The following is a 24,486-nucleotide window of genomic DNA, read 5'->3' as shown; positions in this document are numbered from 1 at the left end:
ATCCAGTTTCAAAGGCTAAAATTCCTTTAAAACCACTCAGCTTTATCTTCAATTAACTTGTTTAGAACAGGTTGCCATTGATTTTGGATACTAATAAAGTTTTTTTGCGGTTTATCAAAAATGCTTAAACCTTGCATTGCTAAGCTGCCATAGGCAGTGCGTTCAGCAATCCATGCAACAGGTTCCTGTTCAATTTTTTCAAAGAACTGCTGGATATCTTTTGAGCTTGCACTATTTGGTTTTACACGGTTAGCAAGAAGCAAAATCTGTACTTTGCCTTTGCGAATACGTTTAATATCTTGTAAATGCTTCAAAAATCGACGAGTACTGTCTATGTCAAAAAATGAAGGCTGAAGCGGAGTAATAATGGCATGAGCTTCACTAATAAGTTGTTCAGCATGCTCACCTGAAAGTGCACCAGGCGCATCAATAATTAAATAGTCCAGATTTTTGGGTGCATCACCAATTGATTTCTCATGACGCCAGTCTAGGCTTTGAATCGTTGCAACGCTATCAGGGCGCTGTTTTAACCATTGTAAAGCCGATTTTTGATTGTCCGAATCTGCTAATGCTACTTTATATCCTTTTTGTGCCAATGCTGTTGCCAACGTAATGGCCGTCATGGTTTTTCCGCATCCGCCCTTTTGATTTGCAATAAGTATCGTTTTCATAAATCCAATTATTTTCAGCAGCATATTTGTTTATGTTTTATACCTTAGCATCTTTTTATGTGAAGGAGATGACCACATTTGACAAAAGTTTAAGCTGTTTCGTTATTTTAGATATGATTAGATCTGTAATCTTAATTCGTGCTTTTTAAGGAAAATTTATGTCTGTATGGCTTGCCATGCTTATTGGTGCTGGAATTGGCATCATTATCACTACTCTTATTTTATCAAATACACGTAATGGACGAATTAAGGCTGAATATGAGCAATATATTGCTGAACTTGAACTAGAGCATCAACAAGCGCTTACTCAAGCACAAAAGAGAAGTGTAAATACAAGTCGTGCGGTGTTGAAAGGAAAAATGGCAGAACAATTTGCTCCGGTTTTACCTGAATTTCAGTATTTACCAAGCGATGCAAAATTCATGGGCGATCCAGTGGACTATATTATCTTTGATGGATACACCGATTTTCGCGATGGCGATGGTACGGCAGAAGACATCAATATTATTTTGCTTGATGTAAAAAGTGGTGGAGCTAGACTTACGAAAGGTCAACAGGCAATTGCACAAGCTGTTCAACAAGGCAAGGTTCGTTTTGAAACGTTGAGAATAGATTTTGAAGATTAACAAGCTGTTTAATTCAGCACAAAAATAGACGAAATTGATCTGTATTGTTACTAAATTTCGATATTTTTTTCATCGCTTAAAGCTATTATAAATTGAAGATCTATTCACTTTGATCGAGCAATATTTGAGGTGTAACACGATGAAAAAACAACGTTTGATGATGGGCTTACTCGCCGCGATTGGCATGAGTTCAACATTTGCATCGACCTCAAGTGAATATAATATTGCTAATGGTTTGAGCCCGATAGAAAAAGATCAATCTATTTCTGTATTACAACCTTTTCAAGGCAATTTCAGAATCTTGGGTTCAAAAGTTTATCAAAATGATGAACAAGCTAAATTTTCTCCTATCGACTATGCCGTAAGTTGGGGATTGTTTGCACAGCCTGAAATCGCACGTCATATTTCAGTGAAACAATATGACCGTTATTTAAACTGGAAAATTCCTAAATTACCTGTTCCAGCAGAGCAAGCAATGCAAATGGTGTCTAACATGCACATCATTCCTGCCAACCCGAAAATTGCAGAGCAGATTAAACAGGTTAAACGCGGTGATCTGGTCTATCTTAAAGGTGACCTTGTCGAGATTAAAGACAAAAATTTAGTCTGGAAATCTTCACTTACGCCAACTGATACGGGTGATGGTGCATGTGAGTTATTCCGCGTTCAGGCAATTCATTGGGTTGAAAAGCAAAATATATAATTTATAAAAAAGCCTTCATAAGTTTGAAGGCTTTTTTATAAGCACTACATTGCTTATTTCTGTTGCGATGCTTTCCAATATTTTAATTGATTTTGCGCTTGTAAATAGTCGGCAAGATCATTGATCTGTTCATCTTTATTGGCTTGCTTATCACTCAAGTGTTTTTCTTGGTTTTCCCAATATTGATAAAGTAGACCCTGAATGTAACGGCCCTGCTCAGTTTTTAGATCTAAATCTTTTAAGATGGTTAGAGCAGAGCGCACATTATCGAGTGTACGCTGTTGCTCAAACTCTGTAGTGAGGGTTCCAGCTTCATGCATTTTTGCTAATTCACTTTCCATCTCGTCACTCATTTCTGTAAAGCGACGATCATAATCCTCTAACAGCGCAATATCATGCGCATCATCAGCAGTGGCAGGGAAGGTCTTAACAGGTCTTTCATTCAGTTTTTCTAAAACCTGATCGGTAGATGAGGTGCTAGAAGGTTGCTCCGTCTTAGCAGGCTCATCCGCTTTTTTACAAGCAGTCAGAAATAGGCTAGAGCAAAGCAAAGACATTAATATGATTTGAGGTGTTTTCTTCATAACTTTCAACCAAACCTATTCACTAATTATTTAATTGGTAACGTACTTTTCTGAAAGTGATATGCATACGTAATATATGGAAAATCAATCTGATCTTGAGGACCTAATCCCGTAAAATCATAAACAATTTTTTCAAACTGTGCTTTGAGTTGTAATTGATCTTTTTCAGTCATTGCAGCAATAAAACTAGTAGAGAGTAAACGTTTACTCACGACTTGTTCGACAGAACCCTGTTGTGACTGTGTGAATGTTTGTAGGCTATCAAATACAAATAAATCTTGTTGTTCAAATACGCGTTTCCACTTTTCACTATGATAACGAGGTGTGTCACCCTCAAGAGGAAGTAGGAAGTCAGCTAAAGCCTTGACCCAATCTGTACGTTCGTCGCGTTGATTCCAAACTAGCCCTAAATGTCCTTCTGGTTTTAATACTCTATGCATTTCTGTTAGGGTGTCGAGGTTGTCAAACCAGTGAAAAGATTGCGCACAAATAATGGCATCAATTTTATGATCTGCTACAGGAATTGAATGGCTAAAAGCCTGTAATGTTTGAATATCAGGATAAACTTGTTGAAGCTGCTGTAACATCTCGCCAATTGGCTCAACTGCAATAACATCAGCATGTGTTTGTTTTAAGTAGGGTAAGAATTTGCCAGTACCCGATCCAAGATCAATAACAGTAGATTTTTCCTGTATTTGTAGGCAATTTTGCAGCCAACTTACTATTTCTGCGGGATAATTGGGTCTAACTTGCTGATATAGTTCAGCAGCTGAACTGAAGCCTTTTTGAGCGGCAGGATGTAAGGATTGTGTCATATTTTGCGCTTTTTAATCTGACTGGCATCTATAAAATAAGATACTCCGCAATCATAAATTGGCAAAACACCTATTTTGTTTCATTTTTGACGTTGTATGTGGGAGTAAATTTTCTTTCGGTGTGAGCATGGATAAGCAAATTATTTTTGAAGACGAACACATTAGAGCCATTTTTTTACCAGGCGATTCTAATACATTGGTTCTCTCTTTTGGCGATTTGATTACCCGAGCGAGTGGCTTATCTATCAATGCTGAAAAGTCTCTAATTAAATACCAATATAATGTTATTGGGGTAATGCCAAAACAAAAATCATGGTTTCCTCAAGCAAGCATGATTGAGCTGGCAAAAGCAATTTCGCCTATTCTAGAAGGCTTTAAAAATATTGTGGGTTATGGCGGTTCAATGGGCGGCTATGCGGCAATCAAATATTCTAATTCATTGAATATGAACCGTGTGATTGCATTTGTGCCTCAATATTCAATTGACCCAGAGCATGTTGAAGACCGACGCTACGCTGAGTTTTTTGATTCGGTAGCAAACAAGGACATGCAGATTAAGCCGCAAGATGTCGATTCAGCGCGTGAATATGTCATTGTTTATGACCCATATTTCTCGATTGACCGTGAACATTACTTAAAAATAAAAGAGCTGTTACCAAGCTTACATACGATTCATTTGCCATTTACTGGTCATGAAGCATTGTCTGTATTGGCTAGTTCAAGTTTATTACATGATTTTATTGAACATGATTTCGATGAAATCTATTTTTATCAGCAAGTTCGTAAGGTCAAAAAACAAAGTAAGTTTTACTTCCGTAATGTACTTGCGCATGTTCTTACCCAACATGATGAAATGTTGTTAAAAATATTACGTCAAAATGATTTCCAGTTAGATGAACGTTATTTTGATAACCCCCTTAAACAGGCTATTACACGTAGTCTGATAAAAACAAATCAAGCAACTGAGATAGACTTTCAAAAGCTTGGTATTAAAGTACAACGAATTCAAGAAGATGCAAATTATAAAGAAGGTTTGCAGACTAGCTTTGGTTTAGTTCTGGTATTCAACCTCATCAACTCAAAGTTTGAAAGTTATACAGTAGATACTCTACTGGCGAATAAATCTTATTTGGTTCCAATTGTGGCTGAGCAAACTGGTGTAGTGCATATTGAATTAAATAATGAGATTTATTTGTTAGCGATGAATGATCGTAAGATTATTAAATTGTTCAAGAGTGAAGAGCCTTTAACATCGGATATGAGTCCGTTTGTAATCAAAAAATATTCGGATTCTTTTGCGATTAGCTATAAGCAACTAAATTTATCTTTTGATGAACAAGGGCTGTGTGAATTTACGGAAGGTTCAATTCAACCTACAGAGCAGTTGAGCACCATCAGCTATTAAAACGTTATAGTGTTTAAATAAAGCTCAGACCTTTAGGTTTGGGCTTTATTTTTTGCTTAAAAAATATTTTTTTATAAACTTATTTGTATATTATTTTAAAATTCATTATTTAAATAAATAGTAGGTTTATTATATGGTGATCTGCTGTATTTAAAGTAGGCATAATCAGTAATGTATATAAATATTATATTTAAAAATAAATGGGTTTTCATAATACATAAATTGTAGAAATAATATAAGATTAATTAAAATACAGTTATAGCTATAAAAAAATATAACTAAATGTTTTTACTATATATTTTATTTTTACCTGAAGAGCTTGGTTAAAATAAGTTCACTATTCAAAGATAATTGCATATTTATTTTTTTCTCCTAAAATGATTTTTTACTAAATTGTCGTTACAGTTTTTTATATGCAATCATTAAATTATCGGAATAATGATGCATCGCAACATGGAAGTTCTGCACCTTTGAAACGAGCAATGAGTACTCGACATTTGGTGATGATCTCCCTTGGCGGTGCCATAGGTACAGGTCTTTTTTTAGGGTCTGGTGATGTAATTTCCCAAGCAGGCCCAATTGGCGCAATTATTTCTTATTTTTTGGGCGGTTTAATTGCCTATACCGTGATGTTATGTCTGGGAGAGCTTGCGGTTCATGTACCGGAATCAGGTTCTTTTGGTGAATACGCCCGCCGTTATATTGGTCCGGGTACGGGCTATATGATTACTTGGCTCTATTGGTTAACTTGGACTGCAACTTTGGGAACTGAGTTTACTGCGGCAGCTTTATTGGTGCAGGAGTGGTTTCCATCTACCTCGGTATGGGCTTGGACTCTTTTTTTTGGCGCCTTAGTTTTTTTCCTTAATATTAGTTCAACTCGATTATTTGCCGAATCTGAATTCTGGTTGGCACTCGTCAAAGTTATTACAATCATCTGTTTTATTGGTTTAGGTTTACTGGCAATTTTTGGTTTTATTCCTTACCACGGACATGAAACAGCGCCATTATTTAGTAACCTGACTGCTCACGGTTGGTTCCCAAACGGTCTCTTCCCAATTTTTGCTACTATGCTGATTGTTAACTTTGCTTTTTCGGGCACAGAATTAATTGGAGTAGCGGCGGGGGAAGCTGAGAATCCAGCACAGACAGTTCCTAAAGCAATCAATGCGGCTATTTGGCGTTTACTGATTTTCTTTGTTGGTACAATTGTGGTGATTAGTTCATTACTGCCGTTCCAGCTTGCAGGCCTTAGTGCAAATGAAGTAAGTAATAGTCCTTTTGTGACGGTATTTAACTATATTGGTATTCCATACGCAGAAGACATTATTCGCTTTGTAATTATTACGGCTTTACTATCTGCTGCAAATTCTGGTTTGTTTGCTGCTTCACGTATGATGTGGTCGCTTTCGGCAAAAAATCAATTACCAAAAATATTTTCTAAATTAACTCCTTCTGGAACACCGATTGTTGCCATTACTGTAACTATGTTTGGTGCAATTCCTGGATTGCTTTCAGAACAATTCGCGCCAGAAACAATTTTTAAGAATTTGTTGGGCGTTGCAGCTTTTACAATGGTTGTGGTTTGGATTGCGATTTGCGTTTCACAGTTTAACTTCCGTAGACAGTGGTATAAGTCGGGTAAAACAGCAAAAGATTTACGCTTCGCGGCACCTCTTTTCCCTCTTACTCCAATTGTAGGTGGGCTGTTCTGTATCGTTACCTGTATCAGTATGGTGTTTGACCCATCTATGCAAGTTGGTTTTATCTGCTGCATTATTTTTATCATTTTATGCTATGCAAGCTACTTCATTTTTTATCGAAAGAAAGATCTAGTGTAAAGCTAAGCTTTTTAGTCGAAAAATGTGTTTTTAAAGGTCCCGAAAGGGGCCTTTTTTGTGCCTTAAAGGAACTGCAAAAGAAAGAATTTCTGTATTTTTTTTAAAAATGAAGTTTTATTTTTAATCATGAAAACAAATATTGTTTTATAAAATTACCATTTATCGGATTCTTATTAATATTTATTTATTATTAATAGTTGATTAAGTCTATGTTTAGCTTGGTTATTTGATAAAGAGGTTTTTTGGATTTTATGAAATATGAATTAGAAATGGACTTATTATAGATTTAATGTAGAGAGAGTATAATTTTTTGACAAATTTATGAAGGTGATTAATTTTTAAGTTATTGTTATTTATAATTTTAATTTGGTGTATTTTTTTAAATTATGATTTTATGTTTTCTATAAATTTTTTTTATTAAAGTTAAGCTTTTTTTAATATTTGTTGTTTTTTTATTATAAAGATTAGTGCGATTTGATTATTTTTTCTCTGCTTATTTATTTTAAAATGTTCTAAATGAGTGTGCTCTATGCTATATTTATTGGAAGATTTTATAGCTATGTTCCGGCTTAATTTTAAGCGGTATGTGTAGAGATAATTAATCTGTAGCATTATTGAACAATGTTTATTTTTAAAAAGACTAATGGAGGGATCTATCGATTAGTCAAAATAATTTTTATGGACATATGATTTTTTTATAAATCATCGTTCTTTTTAACTCCCAAACGGTTATGCCATTTCTTTTGTATTTATATTTCAGCCGACTGGATTAAGTGGGTTGTGGTTAAACTTGGCTTTTATAAAGATAGCTTTATAAACAGTAAGTTAAATGAAAGAAAGTTTGTAAAAGATATCGATATATAAAAGTAGATCATACTTTTAGTATCAACAAATGGAATTTAAAAAACCTAATGCTTTAGAAGAGCAGAAGGTTTAGTAAATAAACTAACACTTTGTTATTGCAAGGTTTTAGTTGCTGAATAATAAAGACTACGGATTTATCAAATCTGAGTCTATGAAGGTATATAGGAAAAAAGATGTCAGATCTTTCATACGTAAACGAACACAGCGATGCATGGCAAACTTACTTGGCACAAATTGACCGTGTAGCGCCATATTTAGAACACTTAGCTGATTATATCGATACTTTAAAACGTCCTAAGCGTGCGCTTATTGTTGACGTGCCAATCGTGATGGATGACGGTTCGATCCAGCACTTTGAAGGTTACCGTGTACAACACAACTTGTCTCGTGGTCCGGGTAAAGGCGGTGTTCGTTACCATCCAAATGTTGATTTGAATGAAGTAATGGCGTTGTCTGCATGGATGACAATTAAAACTGCTGTTTTGAACTTGCCATTTGGCGGTGCAAAAGGTGGTATCCGTGTTGATCCACGTAAATTATCAACTCGTGAATTAGAGCGTTTGACTCGTCGTTATACGACTGAAATTGGTCATATTATTGGGCCTCAAAAAGATATTCCTGCTCCAGACGTTGGTACGAATGCCAATATCATGGGTTGGATGATGGATACTTATTCTACTAGCCAAGGTCACACGGTAACTGGTGTTGTAACTGGTAAACCAGTTCACTTAGGCGGTTCTTTAGGTCGTGTGAAAGCAACTGGTCGTGGCGTATTCGTTACAGGTCGTGAAGTAGCAGCAAAAATTAATTTAGCAATTGAAGGCGCGAAAGTTGCTATTCAAGGTTTTGGTAACGTAGGTAGTGAAGCAGCTTTCTTGTTTGTTGAATCAAAAGCGAAAGTTACACACGTTCAAGACCACACTGGCACAATTTTCAATGCTGATGGTATTGATCTTGAAGCATTACGTGATCACGTAAATGCAAATCAAGGTGTTGGTGGTTTTGCTGGTGCGCAATCAATTGCTGACGAAGATTTCTGGACAGCTGAAGTTGACATTATTGTTCCAGCTGCATTGGAAGGCCAAATCACTGTTGAACGTGCTCAAAAACTTAAAGCTAAGTTGATTTTAGAAGGCGCAAACGGCCCGACATATCCTAAAGCTGAAGATGTATTAGTTGAGCGTGGCATTGTTGTAGTTCCTGACGTGGTATGTAACGCCGGCGGTGTAACTGTAAGTTACTTCGAATGGGTTCAAGACATGGCGAGCTACTTCTGGAGCGAAGAAGAAATCAACGAGCGTTTAGACAAATTGATGGTTCAAGCTATGGAAGATGTTTGGAATACAGCAAACAGCAACGCTTGTACTTTACGTACAGCGGCTTACATCTTGGCATGTGAGCGTATCTTAAAAGCTCGTAAAGAACGCGGTATTTTCCCAGGCTAATCTGCGGAAATTACTTTTAGAAAAAGTGGTCTGAACAAATATAAAGGATGTTATAGGGTTTATTTGTTCAGTCCCTTTTTCTGAATTATTCAAATTTAAGTGTTATCGAATATATTAAATAAATACTGAGGTAAGCATGGAACAGCCAATTTCTGTAACTCGAAGCAACTTTAACGACTGGATGGTTCCAGTTTTTGCACCGGCAAATTTCATTCCGGTACGTGGCGAAGGTTCACGTATTTGGGATCAAGAAAATAAAGAATATATCGATTTTGCAGGCGGGATTGCAGTAAACGCATTAGGTCATGCGCATCCAGTGGCAGTAAATGCTTTAACAGAACAAGCAACAAAACTTTGGCACGTTGGTAACGGTTATACAAATGAACCCGTTCTACGCCTTGCAAAACAACTCACTGAAAATACATTTGCAGATAAAGTATTCTTCTGTAACTCAGGTGCAGAAGCAAACGAAGCTGCTTTAAAACTGGCTCGTAAAGTTGGACTAGACAGCGGTATTGCTGGCAAAAGTGGCATTGTGGCATTTAACAATGCGTTTCATGGCCGTACCTTATTTACCGTTTCGGCTGGTGGTCAACCTAAATATTCACAAGACTTTGCACCTCTTCCAAATGGTATCAACCATGTTGCTTTTAACGATTTAGAAGCTGCAAAAGCGGTGATTAATGAGCAAACTTGTGCTGTTATTGTTGAGCCGATCCAAGGTGAAGGCGGTGTTATTCCTGCTGACATCGAATTTTTAAAAGGCTTAAGAGCACTGTGTGATGAGTTTGGCGCCTTACTTATTTTTGATGAGGTACAAACTGGTGTAGGCCGTACAGGTGCACTGTATGCTTACATGAACTCTGGTGTTATTCCAGATGTGTTAACGACTGCCAAAGCATTAGGTGGTGGTTTCCCAGTCGGTGCAATGCTAACAACAGATAAATTTGCTCCGCATTTCTCAGTGGGTACACATGGTACGACTTATGGTGGTAACCCGTTAGCGAGTGCGGTAGCAGGTGCAGTATTTGAGTTTATTAATACGCCTGAAGTACTTGAAGGTGTAAAACATCGTCATCAATATTTCCTAGACGCATTAAATAAATTAAATACTGAGTACCCGATTTTTGAAGAAATTCGTGGTCAAGGCTTACTCATTGGTTGCGTATTAAAAGCTGAGTATGCAGGGAAAGCGAAAGACATTACGACTTGGGCGGGCGAAGAAGGTTTGCTTGCTTTAATCGCGGGACCAAACGTGGTTCGTTTTACACCGTCTCTAATTATTCCTGAACAAGATATTGATGAAGGAATTGCTCGTTTAAAACGCGCATTGGCAAAGTTGGCTAAATAAAAAAAAGGAAAGCTAGCCATGATGATCGTCCGTCATGCCGAGTTTCGAGACCTTGAAGATATTTATAAATTAGCAGGTAAGTCGGGTGTAGGCCTGACTTCCTTGCCACAAAATATGGATACACTTTCGGCTCGAATTTCACGTACTCGCAATACTTTAAATGGCAATGTCCATAAAAGTGAACAAGGTTATTTATTTGTTCTTGAAGATACAGAAGCTCAACGTGTTATTGGATTAAGTGCAATTGAAGTTGCTGTAGGGCTCATTGAACCTTGGTACAACTTTCATGTTGGTACTCAAGTACACGCTTCAAAAGCATTAAATGTCTATAAGTCATTACCTACTTTATTTTTAAGTAATGACAGAACAGGTAGTAGCGAACTCTGTACACTATTTTTAGATCCAGAGCGTCGTGAAAACCAAAACGGTAAATTCTTATCGAAAATCCGTTTTATGTTTATCGCTGCCTTTAAGCAATATTTCGAGAAAAAGTTAATTGCTGAAATGCGGGGTTTCTCGGACGAAAATGGATGTTCTCCATTTTGGGATGCGATTGGTCACCATTTCTTTAATATGGATTTTTCAACTGCAGACTATTTGAGTGGAATTGGGCAAAAAGTGTTTATTGCAGAGCTTATGCCACGTTTCCCAGTCTATGTAGATCTCTTGCCAAAAGATGCGCAAGAGGTAATTGGAAAAATGCATCCACAAACTTTACCTGCTTATCATGTGCTTGAGTCGGAAGGCTTACGCTATCAAGGATATGTCGATATTTTTGATGCTGGTCCAACTATTGAAGCCAATATTGATGAATTGCGAGCAGTAAAAGAAAGTCAGTTACTAAACGTCAAAATTACAAGCGAGGCTGTGGTCGGTAAGACCCAATATCTCATTGCCAATGATAATTATCATGACTATAAGGCAATGCTGTTAAAGCTTGATCTTGTTGATAACACAATAAATTTAACACATGAACAAGCTGAAAAACTCGGTGTACAAGAAGGTCACGTTGTTCGTGTGTTATCACTAAATCCAATGGAAGTATCCTGATGTCAAACTCTTTATTTATAAACGGTGTCTGGTTACAAGGCAGCGGCGCAACATTTGAAAAAACAAATCCTGTTGATAACCAAACTATATGGTCAGGTGCCGAGGCTACTGCTACTAATGTAGAGCAAGCTTGTCAGGCAGCGCGTACTGCGTTTCCAGCCTGGGCGCGTTTACCACTTGCAGAGCGTGTAGCGATTGTTGAAAAATTTGCCGCTTTGCTTGAAGAAAATAAAAAGCATTTAGCAGAAGTCATTAGCCAAGAAACCAGTAAGCCATTTTGGGAAACGTTAACTGAAGTTCAATCAATGATTGGCAAGGTTGCGATTTCGATTCGTGCTTACCACCAGCGTACAGGCGAAAGCTCAACTGAAATGGCCGATGGTGTGGCATCTTTACGTCATCGTCCGCATGGTGTACTTGCGGTTTTCGGTCCATATAATTTCCCGGGCCATCTACCAAATGGGCATATTGTTCCTGCATTGCTTGCTGGCAACACAGTTGTATTTAAACCAAGTGAATTAACGCCTTGGACTGCTGAAGAAACTGTAAAACTTTGGCAGCAAGCTGGTCTGCCAAATGGTGTAATGAACTTGGTGCAAGGTGGTCGTACCACGGGCGAAGCATTAGCTGCCTCACATGAAATTGATGGTTTATTGTTTACCGGAAGTGCAAACACTGGTTATCACTTGCATAAGCAAATGGCAGGTGCACCTGAAAAAATTCTTGCGCTTGAAATGGGTGGCAATAATGCATTGATTATTGATGAAATTGTTGATGTCGATGCAGTAGTTAATCTTGCTATTCAGTCTGCTTTTGTTTCGGCAGGTCAGCGTTGTACATGTGCACGCCGTATCTTGGTAAAAAATGGTGCTGAAGGTGATGCATTTATTCAACGTTTTGTTGAGGTTGCTAAAAACCTAAAAGTTGGCCGTTGGAACGACGAACAACAACCATTTATGGGCGGGGTAATCTCGTCAGTTGCTGCAACAAACATGATGCATGCTCAGCAAAAGTTACTTGAGCTGGGTGCAAAAAGTTTATTAGCCATGACACGTCCTCAAGAAGACAGCTCTCTACTTACTCCAGGTATTGTTGATGTCACAGGCGTGAAAGATATTCCGGATGAAGAATATTTTGGCCCGCTTACCACCATTCAACGTTATGACAACTTTGATGAAGCATTAAAAATTGCTAACGCAACTCGTTTTGGCTTGTCAGTTGGTTTGGTTTCACCAAAACGTGAACTGTTTGATGACTTACTCATTGAAGCACGTGCCGGTATTGTGAATTGGAATAAGCCGTTAACTGGCGCTTCAAGTGCTGCACCGTTTGGTGGTGTAGGGGCATCAGGTAATCACCGCGCGAGTGCTTTTTATGCTGCCGACTATTGTGCTTGGCCAATGGCATCACTTGAAAGTGACAGCTTAACTTTACCAGAAAAATTATCTCCAGGGATTGTGTTGCCTTAAACACTAGGGAAAGAAAAAAATGAAAGGATATGAAGTAAATTTCGATGGTTTAGTGGGACCAACACATCACTACGCGGGTTTGTCGTTTGGTAATGAAGCATCGACAAAAAACCGTAATAATACCTCGAATCCAAAATTAGCAGCTAAACAAGGTTTGCTAAAGATGAAAGCTTTGGCTGACATGGGAATGAAACAAGGTGTACTTGCTCCGCATGAGCGTCCACATGTTCCAATGTTACGCCGTTTAGGTTTTACAGGTGATGACATTAGCGTTGTTGCTCAAGCAATGCGTCATTCACCTGAACTATTATCATCTTTAAGTTCAGCTTCTCCAATGTGGACTGCCAATGCGGCTACCGTTTCACCTTCGGCAGATAGTCAAGATGAGCGCGTGCATTTTACAGCAGCGAACTTGAACAATAAGTTTCACCGTTCAATTGAAGCTGAAACTACAAGCCAAGTTTTACAAGCAATTTTTAAAAATGAACGCCACTTTGTACACCACGAAGCATTGCCACAAGTAGCTTTGTTTGGTGACGAAGGTGCAGCCAATCACAATCGTTTAGGTGGTGATTATGCTAAGCGCGGTGTTCAGGTGTTTGTTTATGGTCAACAACATTTAAATAATGGCTTACCGGGACCAAAACGTTATCCAGCTCGTCAAACGCGTGAGGCAAGTGAAGCAATTGCACGTTTGCACCGTTTAGATGATGCACATACTGTTTTTGTTCAGCAAAATCCGGATGTAATTGATCAGGGCGTTTTCCATAATGATGTGATCGCGGTAAGTAACCAACAGGTTTTATTCCATCATCAACATGCCTTTTTAAATCAAGATCAGGCCTTTGCTGAAATTCGTCAAAAAATGGCAAGCATCGGTGAAGCCTTTATTTCAATTGAAGTCCCTGAAAACCGTGTTACCGTTGACGATGCCGTAGCAACCTATTTATTTAATAGCCAAATTTTGACTCGTCCAGATGGTGGAATGACTATTGTTGTACCGGAAGAGTCTCGTCAAAATACAGCTGTGTGGGGCTATTTGAATGACATGATTCAAATGGGCACACCAATTGATGCTATTCAGGTATATGACTTACGCGAAAGTATGCGTAACGGTGGTGGTCCAGCTTGTCTACGTTTACGTGTAGCTTTGAACGAAACTGAGTTAAATGCCGTAAATCCAAAAGTTCTAATGAATGATCAATTGTTTGGCACACTCAATCAATGGGTTGATAAACATTATCGTGATCGTTTAGCACAAGAAGATTTGGCTGATCCGCATTTGTTAATGGAAAGCCGTATGGCACTTGACGAACTGACCAAAATTTTAGGTTTAGGTTCGGTTTATCCTTTCCAAAAATAATGAGGAGGTGACATGCAAGATTTTCTAGCATTAACCTTACAAGGTGAGCAGCCTACAACTCGCGAAGGAAAACAAAATAATTTTTCTTGGCGTTGGTTGGGTGAAGGACTTCTTGAATGTACGCCAAACGCACAGTACGACAAAGCTGTCGTACTGTCAGCTGGAGTGCATGGTAATGAAACAGCACCAATTGAATTGTTATCTCATCTGTGCACGGATTTATTTGCAGGGCGTTTAAATCTTGCTGTGAGGTTGCTGCTTGTATTGGGTAACCCTTATGCAATGCGTCAAGGCAAACGCTATGTGCATGACGATGTAAATCGAATGTTTTGTGGTGGATATAAAACTCTAGCCGTGACTGAAGAATCAAAACGTGCTGAAGTTTTAGAGCAAGTTGTCACAAACTTCTTTCAAGAAAGTGCAAGTGACGCTAAACGCTATCACTATGATTTACACACAGCAATTCGTGCTTCATTGTTACCAACGTTTGCTTTATTTCCATATCAAATGCATAGCTATGATGCTGATTTAACAGCAAGTCTTGAAGCAGCCGATTTAGATGCTTTGGTTTATCACAATGCGGTAGGTAAAACGTTTACACATTTTACGAGTGAGAATTTTAAAGCGGCGAGCGCAACTTTAGAGTTAGGCAAAGCCTTGCCATTTGGGCAAAATGACTTGAGCCAATTTGCTGCAATTGATGAAGTTCTTCGTAATGTAGTTTCTGAGCAAGCCTTACCGCTACGCAATAAAACAAAAATTCGAGTCTTTAAAGTGTCTGATTCTTTAATTAAAAAAGATGAAGACTTCCAGATGAATTTATCTGCTGAAGCTCCGAATTTTTCGACTTTTACCAAAGGTGAAATCATTGCAACTCAACCTTCTGGTAATTATGTGGTTGAGCAAGATCAGGTCTGGATTTTATTTCCAAACCCAAATGTGAAGCTTGGTTTACGTGCGGGCTTAGTTTTAACTGAAGCGAATTGAATACTTGATTTTGAGAAATAAAAAAGGGCAATTAATTGCTCTTTTTTATTTATAACGGATTAGTTATTACCGAAAAGACCTTTAATAAAAGATTTCTTTTCTGCTTTTTGTGTAGTCGCTTGAGCGCCTGCATTTACGTTTGCATTTGCATTAATACCAGCAACATTAACACCAACGTTTACACCTGTTTGAGCGTTAACTCCATGAGCTGGTTGAGCTGCATTTAATTTTGCTTGAGCATCAGCTTTAGTGTCAGCTACAAACTCTTTTTGCTCAGCTTGGTTTTGAGCTACACGAGTTTTTACAGCATCTACATGCGCTTGAGCATTAGCTTGTTTTTCAGCAGTAAATTCTTTTTGGTCAGCTTGTTTTTCTGCAACTTTAGCTTTTACAGCATCAACACCTGCTTTTGTATCAGCTTTCGCTTCAACTGCTAAGTTTTTAGTACCGTTTGCAGCTTTAGTCGCTACATTTTTAGTACCTGTTACTGCTTCGGTAGCAAAATGTTTAGTACCAGTTGCGGCTTTAGTTGCTACATTTTTAGTACCTGTCGCAGCTTCGGCAGCAAAATGTTTTGTACCATTTGCAGCTTTAGAAGAAAGTTCAGTCACTTTTCCTGTTGTTTTTTTTGTTGCTTTAACTGTAGTGTCAGCCGCTACATGACCAGCATGCTTTGCTGAGCTACCTACATTATGAGCAGTATTTTTGACTGTATTGGCTACGCCACTAACAAGACCACCCGGTTGTACATTTACTTGAGCAGAAGCACCTGCATTAACGCCCGCACTTTGTGCAAAAATAGAGGCAGAAGCAAGAACACTTGCAGTAACGATAGCTGTTTTCATCATTTTCATTGCGATATCCTTCAAAGAATATACCCTTTTAGTGAGGTATTTCATAAACGCAAACGAATCATAGCCAAGGCAATATAGTCTTGTGAACTGTCTTCATCAAAATGTTACAACAGTGTTACGTTGAGTAAACAGACTAGGGATAAATTGTGAAGATTAATAAAAATTAATAATAAAGTGAAAAAGAACATTTATTTGTTAGATATTCTAATTAGACTCTCTTGTTTTTCCTTTTTTAAAAAATATCCTTTAATTTTTTCTCTTTCGGTTTTTCTCGACTTATCCTTTATATCTTTAAATGTGATGTGAATCTAATTATTTATTAGAGGAAACGGCATAATTATTGCTTATTATGAGAATGGAGTGCTTTTTTAGCACTTTTTTGAACCATATTCTGCCAGAAATATAAATGTACAGGGCAGAACTGTATTTTTGCTTATTCGGGAAAAGGTACTTTAGCTTTTCTCAGGTTTGTACATTTCATGAAATAGAAATTTCACATGAAATGTATTGAAAGAAATAGCACTTTATTTCGGATAATCAAAAATAAAAATAGATATCTATAAACAAAAAAACAGAGATATGACAGATGAAAATTATTGCTTCCCTTCTTGTATTGGTCGGCTTGGTCGCCGTTGTTCTCTATCTTAAGCCAACAAGTGGTGCATCTGATGTGTTCAATTCTGCTTTACATGAGTCGAATTCGCCACAACCAGACACATCGTCCTTTCTTTCTAAACTTAAGGAGCCTACTCAACCTAAAAATCTATCTCAACATTCAACTTATCCTCAATCGGTATCAGCTGATACTGTTCCTTTTTATGACACAAAAAGTGATCTTTCTATTCAACCGATTGATCCAGAAAAAGATCCAGCAAATGAAATAAAAGCGAAATAAGCAAATTGTTAGTTGAAAAACTACGGAGAAAAATAATGCAAAGTAAAACGTTATTTCTATTAGGTCTATGTACGATATTAAGTACAACTGCATCCGCTCTTCCTTTAGATTCTCAAGGTGCTAAACAGCGGTTAAATCAAGCAGCAAAACAAAAAGTATTTCAGGGCAAAATCGATTTGGATGCCTTGGTCAATAATGATTCGAATGATTTAATCGTCGAATACAATATTCCTTCGGTGAGTGTGCCTTCCGGTTTAGAGCGGCGGAGTTATATTGCAACAAATAAAAAGAATATACAGGCAAGGTTTAACCGTGCTGGTGGTGTCCAAGTACTTCGGGACTACAATAATTTGCCTTTAGCTTTCTATCGAATTAGTAATCGCGAAGCTTTGGTGACTTTATTAAATGATCCAAATGTTAAAGCGGTTTATCCGAACCGTATTAACCAGACTACGACCAATGAAAGTTTACCTTTAATTAATCAACCACAAGTGAATACCAATGGTTTTACGGGTGAAGGCTCTAGTGTGGCAGTAATTGATACAGGTGTTAATTATCTTCATTCTGATTTTGGCTGTACGGCAGTAGATACACCATCAAGCACATGTCGAGTGGTTTATTCATTTGATAGTGCACCAGATGATGGCGCTTTAGATGATGATGGGCATGGGAGTAATGTTTCAGGCATCGTATCTAAGGTTGCTACCAAAACCAAAATTATAGGTATTGATGTCTTTAGAAAAGTGAGATCCCAAGGTAAGTGGGTAAGCACAGCTTATGATAGTGATATCCTCGCAGGGATTAATTGGGCTGTAAATAATGCACAAACCTATAATATTAAAGCGGTGAATTTGAGCCTTGGCGTACCAGGTGTTAAATATACCTCGGAGTGTAGTGATAGCAGTTATGGAACTGCATTTGCCAATGCACGAGCTGCTGGTGTGGTGCCTGTAGTCGCTTCAGGCAATGATGCATTTTCAGATGGAATTTCATCTCCTGCCTGTGTTGCTGGTGCAGTAAGAGTAGGGGCTGTTTATGATAGTAATATTGGTGGTGTGTCATGGGGGAACCCAGTGAAATGTTCGGACCCAACCACAGCGGCAGATAAGGTAGCGTGCTTTAGTAATGGTGGTAGTCTTGTGACCTTATTAGCACCAGGAGCAATGATAACGGCGGGTGGTTATACCATGGGCGGTACATCTCAAGCGACACCACATGTGGCAGGTGCAATTGCTTTGTTACGAGCGAATAGCGTGAGTCCAACAGAAAGTATTGATCAAACCATCAGCCGTTTAAAAACGACAGGTAAACCAATTACTGATTCAAGAACGGGCTTGGTTTTCCCACGTATTGATTTACTGGCAGCAACAAATGGTTTAACCATTAATTAATAGCTTATTTATAATTTTTTAAATTAGGTCCAAGAAATTTTTAAATAGCTATAACCCGTTGCAAAGGGTAACTTCTGCAACGGGCTTTTTATGTAAAAAGTATTAATTACACTTTGCTAGATTCGCTGGATTAAAGTTGTTTTGGAGTTTCTTGAAATTATTCTGAATTTCTGGATCTTGAATATTAAATGTCGTTGAGCTTTTGGTTGTGGAGTTGGTTGCCTGATTTAATATGCCTGATTCATCAGGATACTGCATAGTCGATGAGGTCGCTGAAATCAGACCATTATTATTAAAAGTCCAGTGCTCAGTTACATGTCCGCCCCCTAAATAGCCAGTAAATTCAATCATACAAGCCTGTTTATCTTGTTTAATGAGTTTGGCTACATTACCTGTAGTAGAGGGATAAGCCTCGATATTCGTATCTTGTTCTAAAACTTGTGCTTGAGAATAAGATGAAGAAGGAGGTGTAGAGGTCGCACATGCAGTTAATGCTAAGCAGCATAGTGTTGAAAAGAGGAGTTTTTGACTATTCATAAGGCAGATTCCCAGCTTTCTTATAGTTAATGACATTATTTCTAGATGAATATCTGTGTTTATAAGCGCGCAAAGTTATCGCGCTATCCAAAAAATTAGTTAGCTGTTGTGCTCGATTTACTTAATTCACCTTGCTCAATTGGAATATTTTCACCATTTCGGCTACTGGTAATATTTTGTTTGGCTTGCTCTATTTTCTGTTCAGTAAATACTTTAGCTGTATCTGCTTTTTGTTGAACGACTTCTGCTTTTTCAGCAGTAAATTCTTTGGTGTTTTGCCATTTCTCACTAATTTTATTCGATGTTTTTTCAGAAGCACCTTGAATAGAGTTTCCTAAATTTTGTATGCCTTTGCCTGTTTTATACAACAGTACGCGTCCTAAGCTAGGATTGTCACCATAAGGTTGTGTTTTAGGTGTTGTTTCAACAATTTGCTGTGGCTGTGTTGTTTCTGCAAATAAGGTTGATGAAGCCAATATAGAACTTGCAACGCATAACACTTGTAAGGTTTTCATATGGATCAATCTCCCCAACCAGAATCAAAAGATGAAGTGGTGATCTTACTGTTAAAAATAAAGCTTGTACTGCAATGAGATAAAACCCATACGATTTGATTACGATAAATCATCATTTCAAATATAATTAAATAGCATATCTAAATTCCTAGAATGATCTGGAGCTTCAGGTGATACAAAATATAGAATTAAAATGGTTATATGATCTGATCATTCTAGAAAAATACCGAAATTTTACAGTAGCTTCTGATATTAGGAATATTTCACAGTCTTCGCTAAGTCGCCGTATTCAGGCTCTAGAAAATAGTCTGGGATTCGAGGTTTTTGACCGAGAAACTTCGCCGTTACAGTTGACAGAAAAGGGTAAGCTTTTTGTTCTACATGCCAGAAATTTGCTAGATGATTTTGAGTTCAATATAGATCGAATTAAAGGTGACAATCATGTTAGAAGTAAAGTCACTATTGCGTCTGCTCACTCATTGGCGGGTTATATTTTCCCTAAAATTTTAGGAAATTTAAAAAACTATCAAGAAAAGATTTTTCATGTTGAAGCCATTAACGTAAATGAAACTGTAGATTCTCTCAAAAATGGACAATGTGATTTTATTGCATCTTTTTATGATGACGAGCTTATGAATCCACAGTTCTTGTGCCATAAATTATTTTCAGCAAAGCTTTATTTAGTCACTGCACCTAACCATTTAGGTCGTCCCAAATATTCACTTGAAGATGCTTCAGTTCCGCTCATGAATTACACCGATGACAGTTACATGGGTAAAAAAGTAAATAAGTTTCTTCAAGAGCATCATTCAGACAAATTTGAGACAAATTTTGTGTCTTCAATGAGTTTATTGCTTAAAGATATGATTAAAGGGGGATATGGATTAGGGTGGTTACCTGATTACAGCATTCAGGATGAGCTTGAAAAAAATCAACTTATGATTGTGCCTATGAAAGATTCAGTTTTATCTGTAGATATTTACTTATATCGTAGCAGTGCGAGGCTCAATACAGCTTCTGAAAGTTTATGGAGTTTTGTGAAGGCAATTGATTGGACAATTGCCTAAACTTTTTATGCATAAATCGCATTGTCTTTTATTTAATTATGCAACTTTTGCTGTAGGAGCATTCTGATACCACGCAATTGCATTTTTAATGAGTACATCAGTTGTGTCTATAAATAGTTCAGGATAAGCCTCAATACTCTCTTCTAGAATGAGTGGAATTTCTGTACAAGCCAATAGGAATTTTATGTTTTTGTTTTCACCATAAAAATTAATAATTTCTTTCATCATTTGTTTAGATTTTTTAATATCACCTGCTTTGTATTGGTAAATACTTTGCATTATTTTATTTTGCATTTCAGCCGAAGGAGTAGAGAAACCAATACTATTTTCAATAAACTGGCTTTGATAAAGCTCGGTGTTTATTGTGGCAGATGTAGCAAGAATACAAACCTCATCAATTTGGCTATCTTGAATAAAATGAACCGCAGATTCAATAATACTGATCATTTTAGTCTGGGTGCGCTTTTGTAATTGGTTAAACCAGAAATGAGCAGTATTACAAGGAATAATGATACAACCGACTTGTGCTGCTTCTAAGATTTTAAGATATTCAGCCATTTTTTCGAGTGGTTTATTATCTTGATTTATAATCGCTTGAGTTCTGTCAGGAATATCTGGGATAGAAACTGTAACGACAGGAATATGTTCCTGATCGCAATGTGCTGGTGTATTTCTAATAATTTTATTCATAGCATCAATCGTAGCTTGTGGCCCCATGCCACCTAAGATTCCAATTGCTTTATTCATGTTGAGTGACTCAAAAAATTCTATATGTTTAGAATGAGCATATTTTTATTGGGGTCGTTGCAAAAAGCGGATGACTTATGCAGAACTTATTTCTAAAGTTATAATTGGTATTTGATTAAATTGTTGTTTTATATTTATAAAATTTTAAAATGTGAAATTTAGCGATGCTTTTTATGCATCATGCTTTTATATAAAGCATAGATTTTTGCATGGATAGTTGGTTGTAGGAAAAAATCTAAACGATAAATTCAGATTTAATCAATTCTATAAACATGTCTCTAGTTTTATGGTTACTCACATTTTTGTGCCAGAAAAAGTGGTTCTGCATAAAAGCAAGATATTCAAATTTATAACTTTGGATATGGGCCAAATTTTTATATTGCTCATAAATACTTTTAGGTACTAACGCCACCCCTGAGCCTGCACTGACACAGCCAATAATCGTGGCATAGCTGGTAATGCTGGTGATGGGAAGAGAGATATTCTTCAGTTTAAGCCATTCTTCAAGGGCTGCACGGTAAGGACAGCCTTCCGTCCACATAAAAATTTCTTTACCAATCAGGTCTTCTTGGCAATGAATCTCTCCCAAAGAGTGAGATGCAATTAAGACCATATCTTCTTGGTAAATACTGAGTTTATTGAGCATCGGAAACTCAATATTACCCGCGACAATTGCCCCATCAAGTTTGTGCTGAGAAATATCGACTAATAGCTGTTTCCATGTGCCTGTAATAATTTGAATAGAAACTTCTGGAAAACGTTGATGATATTTCGCAAGCAAGTTTGGCAGACGAGTGGTAGCAGAAGATTCAATTGCACCAATTCTGAGTGGGCCAGAGGGCGGTGCATCTGGATGAATGCTTCGTTTTGCCTCATCGCATAGCGCTAAAATTTTATGACAATAATCGAGAAAGATTTCTCCTGATGGGGTGAGTTTTAAAGCTTTACCTTCACGATAAAACAAAGGTGCTCCAAGCTCTTCTTCGAGTTGTTTAATGCGCGTTGTGATATTGGATGGTACACAATGCAGTTGCATTGATGCTTTTGCCATTGTTCCGCACTCAACCACGGTTTGGAACATCTTTAATTGAGTGATATCCATGTTTTATCATTCACTTTTAATGAATATTTAACTCAATATAAGTTAATTTTATTCAACTATCTATGCGCATATGATGAAAGAGTTCCATTTCATTAGTGCAGATTTAACATGGCAATTTCTCTTGCTGCCGAAACCCAGCCTCCAGCTTTTAAGCTCTATTTATGTATTGCTGTGACCGTTTTTTGTTGGGGTTATTCACCTATTGGTGTGCATAGTGCTTTGCATTCATATACCCCACAGCACATTGCCTTACTTCGCTTTTTGATTGCATCGTTTTTTTTACTGCTTTTGGTCATAAAAAAAGGCATTCAGCCTTTAAAGTGGAAAGATGCTCCTGCGCTTGCTGTATTAGGTTTGTTCTCTGTGACGCTGCATCATCTGCTTATCAATACAGGGCAGCAATATGTGACTGCGGTTGCCTCTAGTATTTTGAGCCAATCTATTCCGTTATTTACCTTTATTATTTCAGCTTTGCTTTTTAAGGAACAAATCAATTTCAAACAATGGTTATGTATTTTATTGGGACTTTGCGGCGCCGTGTTGGTGGTCAGTGGAGATCATGGTTTTGGTGTACCGAGTCCTTATAGTTTATTGATTGTTTTGGCTGCAATTGCATGGGGTCTCTACTTTAATTTATATAAGAAATTTGCTTTAAATTATGACGCTTTGAGCATGATGTGCTACATCATTTGGTTCGGAACCATTCCTTTACTATTTTATAGTACTCATTTACCCCATGAAATTTTACATGCTACTTGGCAAGCCAATATGTCGGTTGTCTTATTGGGTATTTTCCCAAGTGCGATGGCTTATGTGCTGTGGGGTTATGTACTTAAAAATATGCCATTAACGATTGCATCGAATTTTCTATATTGCTCGCCGATTGTCGCAATGAGTTTGGCAGTGCTTTTCTTAAATGAAAAACCATCAATGATGGTGCTGCTGGGTGGAGTAATTATTGTGGGGAGTTTGGTATGGATGAATTGGGGGAATAGGCGTACTATCGAATAAGCTATGTCATGCGCTACTTGCTTTAAGAGAATGAAATGATTGTTGTTACCTTGACCTATAAAAAACCGTTAGCCGAAGTTGATGCTGTACTGAAACAGCATATTGCATTTTTAGATCATTACTATGAGCAAAAGAAGTTTTTAGCGTCGGGGCGCCGCGAAAATAGAGTAGGTGGGGTGATTTTAGTTTTAAGTTCTTCGATTCCAGAAGCTGAAGAAATCATGAAAAACGATCCGTTTTATATTCATGATGTGGCTGATTATGATTTTATGTGGTTTGAGCCATCAAAAAGTTTAGAAGAAATTAAAGAATTTGTTTAACTCAAAAAAATAAAGGGATCTATAAAAGATCCCTTTATTTCATAATAAGCTAATTAGCCCTGCAACACGCTCACATCAGCCACAGCAGTAAACAAGTTACGTAACTAAGCTAATAAACGTAAATGGTTTGCCTTCAGGTCAGCATCATCTGCCATTACCATTACACCATCAAAGAATGCATCAATCGGTGGGCGAAGTGCTGCAAGCTCAGAATCTTTACTTAAACCATTTTCTAAAGCTTTGGCAAAAAGAAGAACAGCACAATAGCTCCAAAAATTCCGCTTAAGATCAGCCAGTCTTTTTGACGCATATCTGCAAGGCGAATCACCGAAAGATAAACACTGCTGAAAAAAACCAAAACAAAAACCAACAAAACTAGCGGGTTATTGAAGAAGAATTTGCTGATGCCAAATAGTACGAAAATAATGGTACTAGAAACCCAATACAGCAGAGCCAAAATAAATTTGTTCACTGATAAATTACGAACAGAACGATCTAAACGAGGCAGAGTTACAGCTAGCATAATCAGCCCTGCAAAACCGCCTAGAATAGAGATAATCATAAAGAACAGGCCGCTCATATCTGGTTTGGTCTTTATATGAGGATATACTTTCCATAGGCCATAACCGATTACCAGTAAAAGGGTGTGGCAAAGAACAAGATAAGCATCTATACGATAAAAATTTTTAATTGAAGTGGTATTCATTATGATGACTGCGGATTTATTTTTAATATTAAAAAACCCCACTAATCTATAGAGGGGTTCTCATTAATTTACAACTAATAAAGGCTTAGCCCTGCAACACGCTCACATCAGCCACTGCAGTAAACAAGTTACGTAACTGAGCCAATAAACGTAAACGGTTTGCTTTT

24 protein-coding genes and 2 pseudogenes are annotated in these 24,486 nt (G+C 37.4%); 15 read left to right on the top strand and 11 right to left on the bottom strand.

What is annotated here, in order from left to right:
• Positions 1-26: 26 nt before the first annotated feature.
• Complete coding sequence (locus AW165_RS03500) at positions 27-671, bottom strand: ParA family protein (protein ID WP_032036650.1); 645 nt, start codon at positions 669-671, stop codon at positions 27-29.
• Between the two features lie 158 nt (positions 672-829).
• Between AW165_RS03500 and AW165_RS03495 the strand changes: the two genes are divergently transcribed.
• The gene (locus tag AW165_RS03495; RefSeq protein ID WP_002116954.1) at positions 830-1,297 is read left to right on the top strand and encodes a Holliday junction resolvase-like protein; all 468 of its coding nucleotides are present in this window, start codon (positions 830-832) and stop codon (positions 1,295-1,297) included.
• A 139-nt stretch (positions 1,298-1,436) separates the two neighbouring features.
• The gene (locus AW165_RS03490; protein WP_002116739.1) at positions 1,437-2,000 is read left to right on the top strand and encodes a hypothetical protein; all 564 of its coding nucleotides are present in this window, start codon (positions 1,437-1,439) and stop codon (positions 1,998-2,000) included.
• Positions 2,001-2,053: 53 nt separating this feature from the next.
• Here the strand turns inward: AW165_RS03490 and AW165_RS03485 are convergent, their stop codons facing one another.
• Both AW165_RS03485 and AW165_RS03480 read right to left on the bottom strand, forming a co-directional pair.
• Positions 2,054-2,584 carry a hypothetical protein gene (locus AW165_RS03485; protein WP_081410527.1) on the bottom strand — a complete coding sequence of 177 codons (531 nt, stop codon included), beginning with the start codon at positions 2,582-2,584 and terminating at the stop codon, positions 2,054-2,056.
• Positions 2,585-2,610: 26 nt separating this feature from the next.
• Positions 2,611-3,399: a class I SAM-dependent methyltransferase gene (locus AW165_RS03480; protein ID WP_060464962.1), complete on the bottom strand. Its 789-nt coding sequence runs from the start codon at positions 3,397-3,399 to the stop codon at positions 2,611-2,613.
• Between the two features lie 127 nt (positions 3,400-3,526).
• On the opposite strand from AW165_RS03480, the gene AW165_RS03475 reads away from it, so the two are divergent.
• The 8 genes from AW165_RS03475 (at position 3,527) to astE (ending at position 15,174) form a co-directional block, all read left to right on the top strand.
• Positions 3,527-4,804 carry a hypothetical protein gene (locus AW165_RS03475; protein WP_060464961.1) on the top strand — a complete coding sequence of 426 codons (1,278 nt, stop codon included), beginning with the start codon at positions 3,527-3,529 and terminating at the stop codon, positions 4,802-4,804.
• A gap of 413 nt (positions 4,805-5,217) precedes the next feature.
• Entirely contained in the window at positions 5,218-6,645 is a 1,428-nt protein-coding gene (locus tag AW165_RS03470) for an amino acid permease (protein ID WP_005078414.1), read from the top strand.
• 1,037 nt (positions 6,646-7,682) lie between these two features.
• Complete coding sequence (locus AW165_RS03465) at positions 7,683-8,954, top strand: Glu/Leu/Phe/Val family dehydrogenase (protein WP_060464960.1); 1,272 nt, start codon at positions 7,683-7,685, stop codon at positions 8,952-8,954.
• 136 nt (positions 8,955-9,090) lie between these two features.
• The gene (locus tag AW165_RS03460; protein WP_005804572.1) at positions 9,091-10,305 is read left to right on the top strand and encodes an aspartate aminotransferase family protein; all 1,215 of its coding nucleotides are present in this window, start codon (positions 9,091-9,093) and stop codon (positions 10,303-10,305) included.
• A gap of 18 nt (positions 10,306-10,323) precedes the next feature.
• On the top strand, positions 10,324-11,355 hold the full coding sequence (gene astA, locus AW165_RS03455; RefSeq protein ID WP_032052634.1) for an arginine N-succinyltransferase: 1,032 nt from the start codon (positions 10,324-10,326) through the stop codon (positions 11,353-11,355).
• On the top strand, positions 11,355-12,824 hold the full coding sequence (gene astD, locus AW165_RS03450; protein WP_060464959.1) for a succinylglutamate-semialdehyde dehydrogenase: 1,470 nt from the start codon (positions 11,355-11,357) through the stop codon (positions 12,822-12,824). Before astA ends, astD begins: the two co-directional genes overlap by 1 nt.
• A gap of 19 nt (positions 12,825-12,843) precedes the next feature.
• Positions 12,844-14,187, top strand: a complete 1,344-nt coding sequence (astB, locus tag AW165_RS03445) for an N-succinylarginine dihydrolase (RefSeq protein ID WP_060464958.1) — start codon at positions 12,844-12,846, stop codon at positions 14,185-14,187.
• A 12-nt stretch (positions 14,188-14,199) separates the two neighbouring features.
• Positions 14,200-15,174 (top strand): succinylglutamate desuccinylase, encoded by a 975-nt coding sequence (gene astE, locus AW165_RS03440; RefSeq protein WP_060464957.1) that lies wholly within the window; start codon positions 14,200-14,202, stop codon positions 15,172-15,174.
• A 59-nt stretch (positions 15,175-15,233) separates the two neighbouring features.
• On the opposite strand, the gene AW165_RS03435 is transcribed toward astE, so the two are convergent.
• Positions 15,234-16,028, bottom strand: a complete 795-nt coding sequence (locus AW165_RS03435) for a hypothetical protein (RefSeq protein ID WP_032036665.1) — start codon at positions 16,026-16,028, stop codon at positions 15,234-15,236.
• 586 nt (positions 16,029-16,614) lie between these two features.
• On the opposite strand from AW165_RS03435, the gene AW165_RS03430 reads away from it, so the two are divergent.
• Positions 16,615-16,923 carry a hypothetical protein gene (locus tag AW165_RS03430; protein WP_017481693.1) on the top strand — a complete coding sequence of 103 codons (309 nt, stop codon included), beginning with the start codon at positions 16,615-16,617 and terminating at the stop codon, positions 16,921-16,923.
• A gap of 35 nt (positions 16,924-16,958) precedes the next feature.
• Complete coding sequence (locus AW165_RS03425) at positions 16,959-18,314, top strand: S8 family peptidase (protein WP_060464956.1); 1,356 nt, start codon at positions 16,959-16,961, stop codon at positions 18,312-18,314.
• Between the two features lie 102 nt (positions 18,315-18,416).
• On the opposite strand, the gene AW165_RS03420 is transcribed toward AW165_RS03425, so the two are convergent.
• Complete coding sequence (locus tag AW165_RS03420; protein ID WP_032063079.1) at positions 18,417-18,851, bottom strand: hypothetical protein; 435 nt, start codon at positions 18,849-18,851, stop codon at positions 18,417-18,419.
• A gap of 95 nt (positions 18,852-18,946) precedes the next feature.
• Positions 18,947-19,366 (bottom strand): hypothetical protein, encoded by a 420-nt coding sequence (locus tag AW165_RS03415; RefSeq protein ID WP_014207781.1) that lies wholly within the window; start codon positions 19,364-19,366, stop codon positions 18,947-18,949.
• Between the two features lie 170 nt (positions 19,367-19,536).
• Here AW165_RS03415 and AW165_RS03410 point away from each other — a divergent pair, with 170 nt between their 5' ends.
• On the top strand, positions 19,537-20,433 hold the full coding sequence (locus tag AW165_RS03410; RefSeq protein WP_060464955.1) for a LysR substrate-binding domain-containing protein: 897 nt from the start codon (positions 19,537-19,539) through the stop codon (positions 20,431-20,433).
• A 36-nt stretch (positions 20,434-20,469) separates the two neighbouring features.
• Here AW165_RS03410 and AW165_RS03405 read toward each other — a convergent pair whose 3' ends face one another.
• Positions 20,470-21,180, bottom strand: a complete 711-nt coding sequence (locus tag AW165_RS03405) for an aspartate/glutamate racemase family protein (RefSeq protein WP_060464954.1) — start codon at positions 21,178-21,180, stop codon at positions 20,470-20,472.
• 235 nt (positions 21,181-21,415) lie between these two features.
• Positions 21,416-22,282: a LysR family transcriptional regulator gene (locus AW165_RS03400; RefSeq protein WP_060464953.1), complete on the bottom strand. Its 867-nt coding sequence runs from the start codon at positions 22,280-22,282 to the stop codon at positions 21,416-21,418.
• A 108-nt stretch (positions 22,283-22,390) separates the two neighbouring features.
• Here AW165_RS03400 and AW165_RS03395 point away from each other — a divergent pair, with 108 nt between their 5' ends.
• Positions 22,391-23,293 (top strand): DMT family transporter, encoded by a 903-nt coding sequence (locus AW165_RS03395; RefSeq protein ID WP_060464952.1) that lies wholly within the window; start codon positions 22,391-22,393, stop codon positions 23,291-23,293.
• A gap of 35 nt (positions 23,294-23,328) precedes the next feature.
• Positions 23,329-23,613: a YciI family protein gene (locus AW165_RS03390; RefSeq protein ID WP_005804582.1), complete on the top strand. Its 285-nt coding sequence runs from the start codon at positions 23,329-23,331 to the stop codon at positions 23,611-23,613.
• Positions 23,614-23,717: 104 nt separating this feature from the next.
• Here the strand turns inward: AW165_RS03390 and AW165_RS20045 are convergent.
• The 3 genes and pseudogenes from AW165_RS20045 to AW165_RS20270 all read right to left on the bottom strand — a co-directional run.
• Positions 23,718-23,867, bottom strand: a pseudogene (locus tag AW165_RS20045) (hypothetical protein); the annotation flags it as partial.
• Positions 23,846-24,319: a hypothetical protein gene (locus AW165_RS03385; protein WP_060464951.1), complete on the bottom strand. Its 474-nt coding sequence runs from the start codon at positions 24,317-24,319 to the stop codon at positions 23,846-23,848. The pseudogene AW165_RS20045 and the gene AW165_RS03385, both read right to left, overlap by 22 nt.
• A gap of 85 nt (positions 24,320-24,404) precedes the next feature.
• Positions 24,405-24,486: pseudogene (locus AW165_RS20270) on the bottom strand (hypothetical protein); the annotation flags it as partial.

The sequence above is a fragment of the Acinetobacter sp. LMB-5 genome (assembly GCF_001541635.1).
Classification (GTDB): domain Bacteria; phylum Pseudomonadota; class Gammaproteobacteria; order Pseudomonadales; family Moraxellaceae; genus Acinetobacter; species Acinetobacter pittii.
Note: the sequence above shows the minus strand (reverse complement) of the source record. Positions and strands in the feature narration are given on the sequence as shown.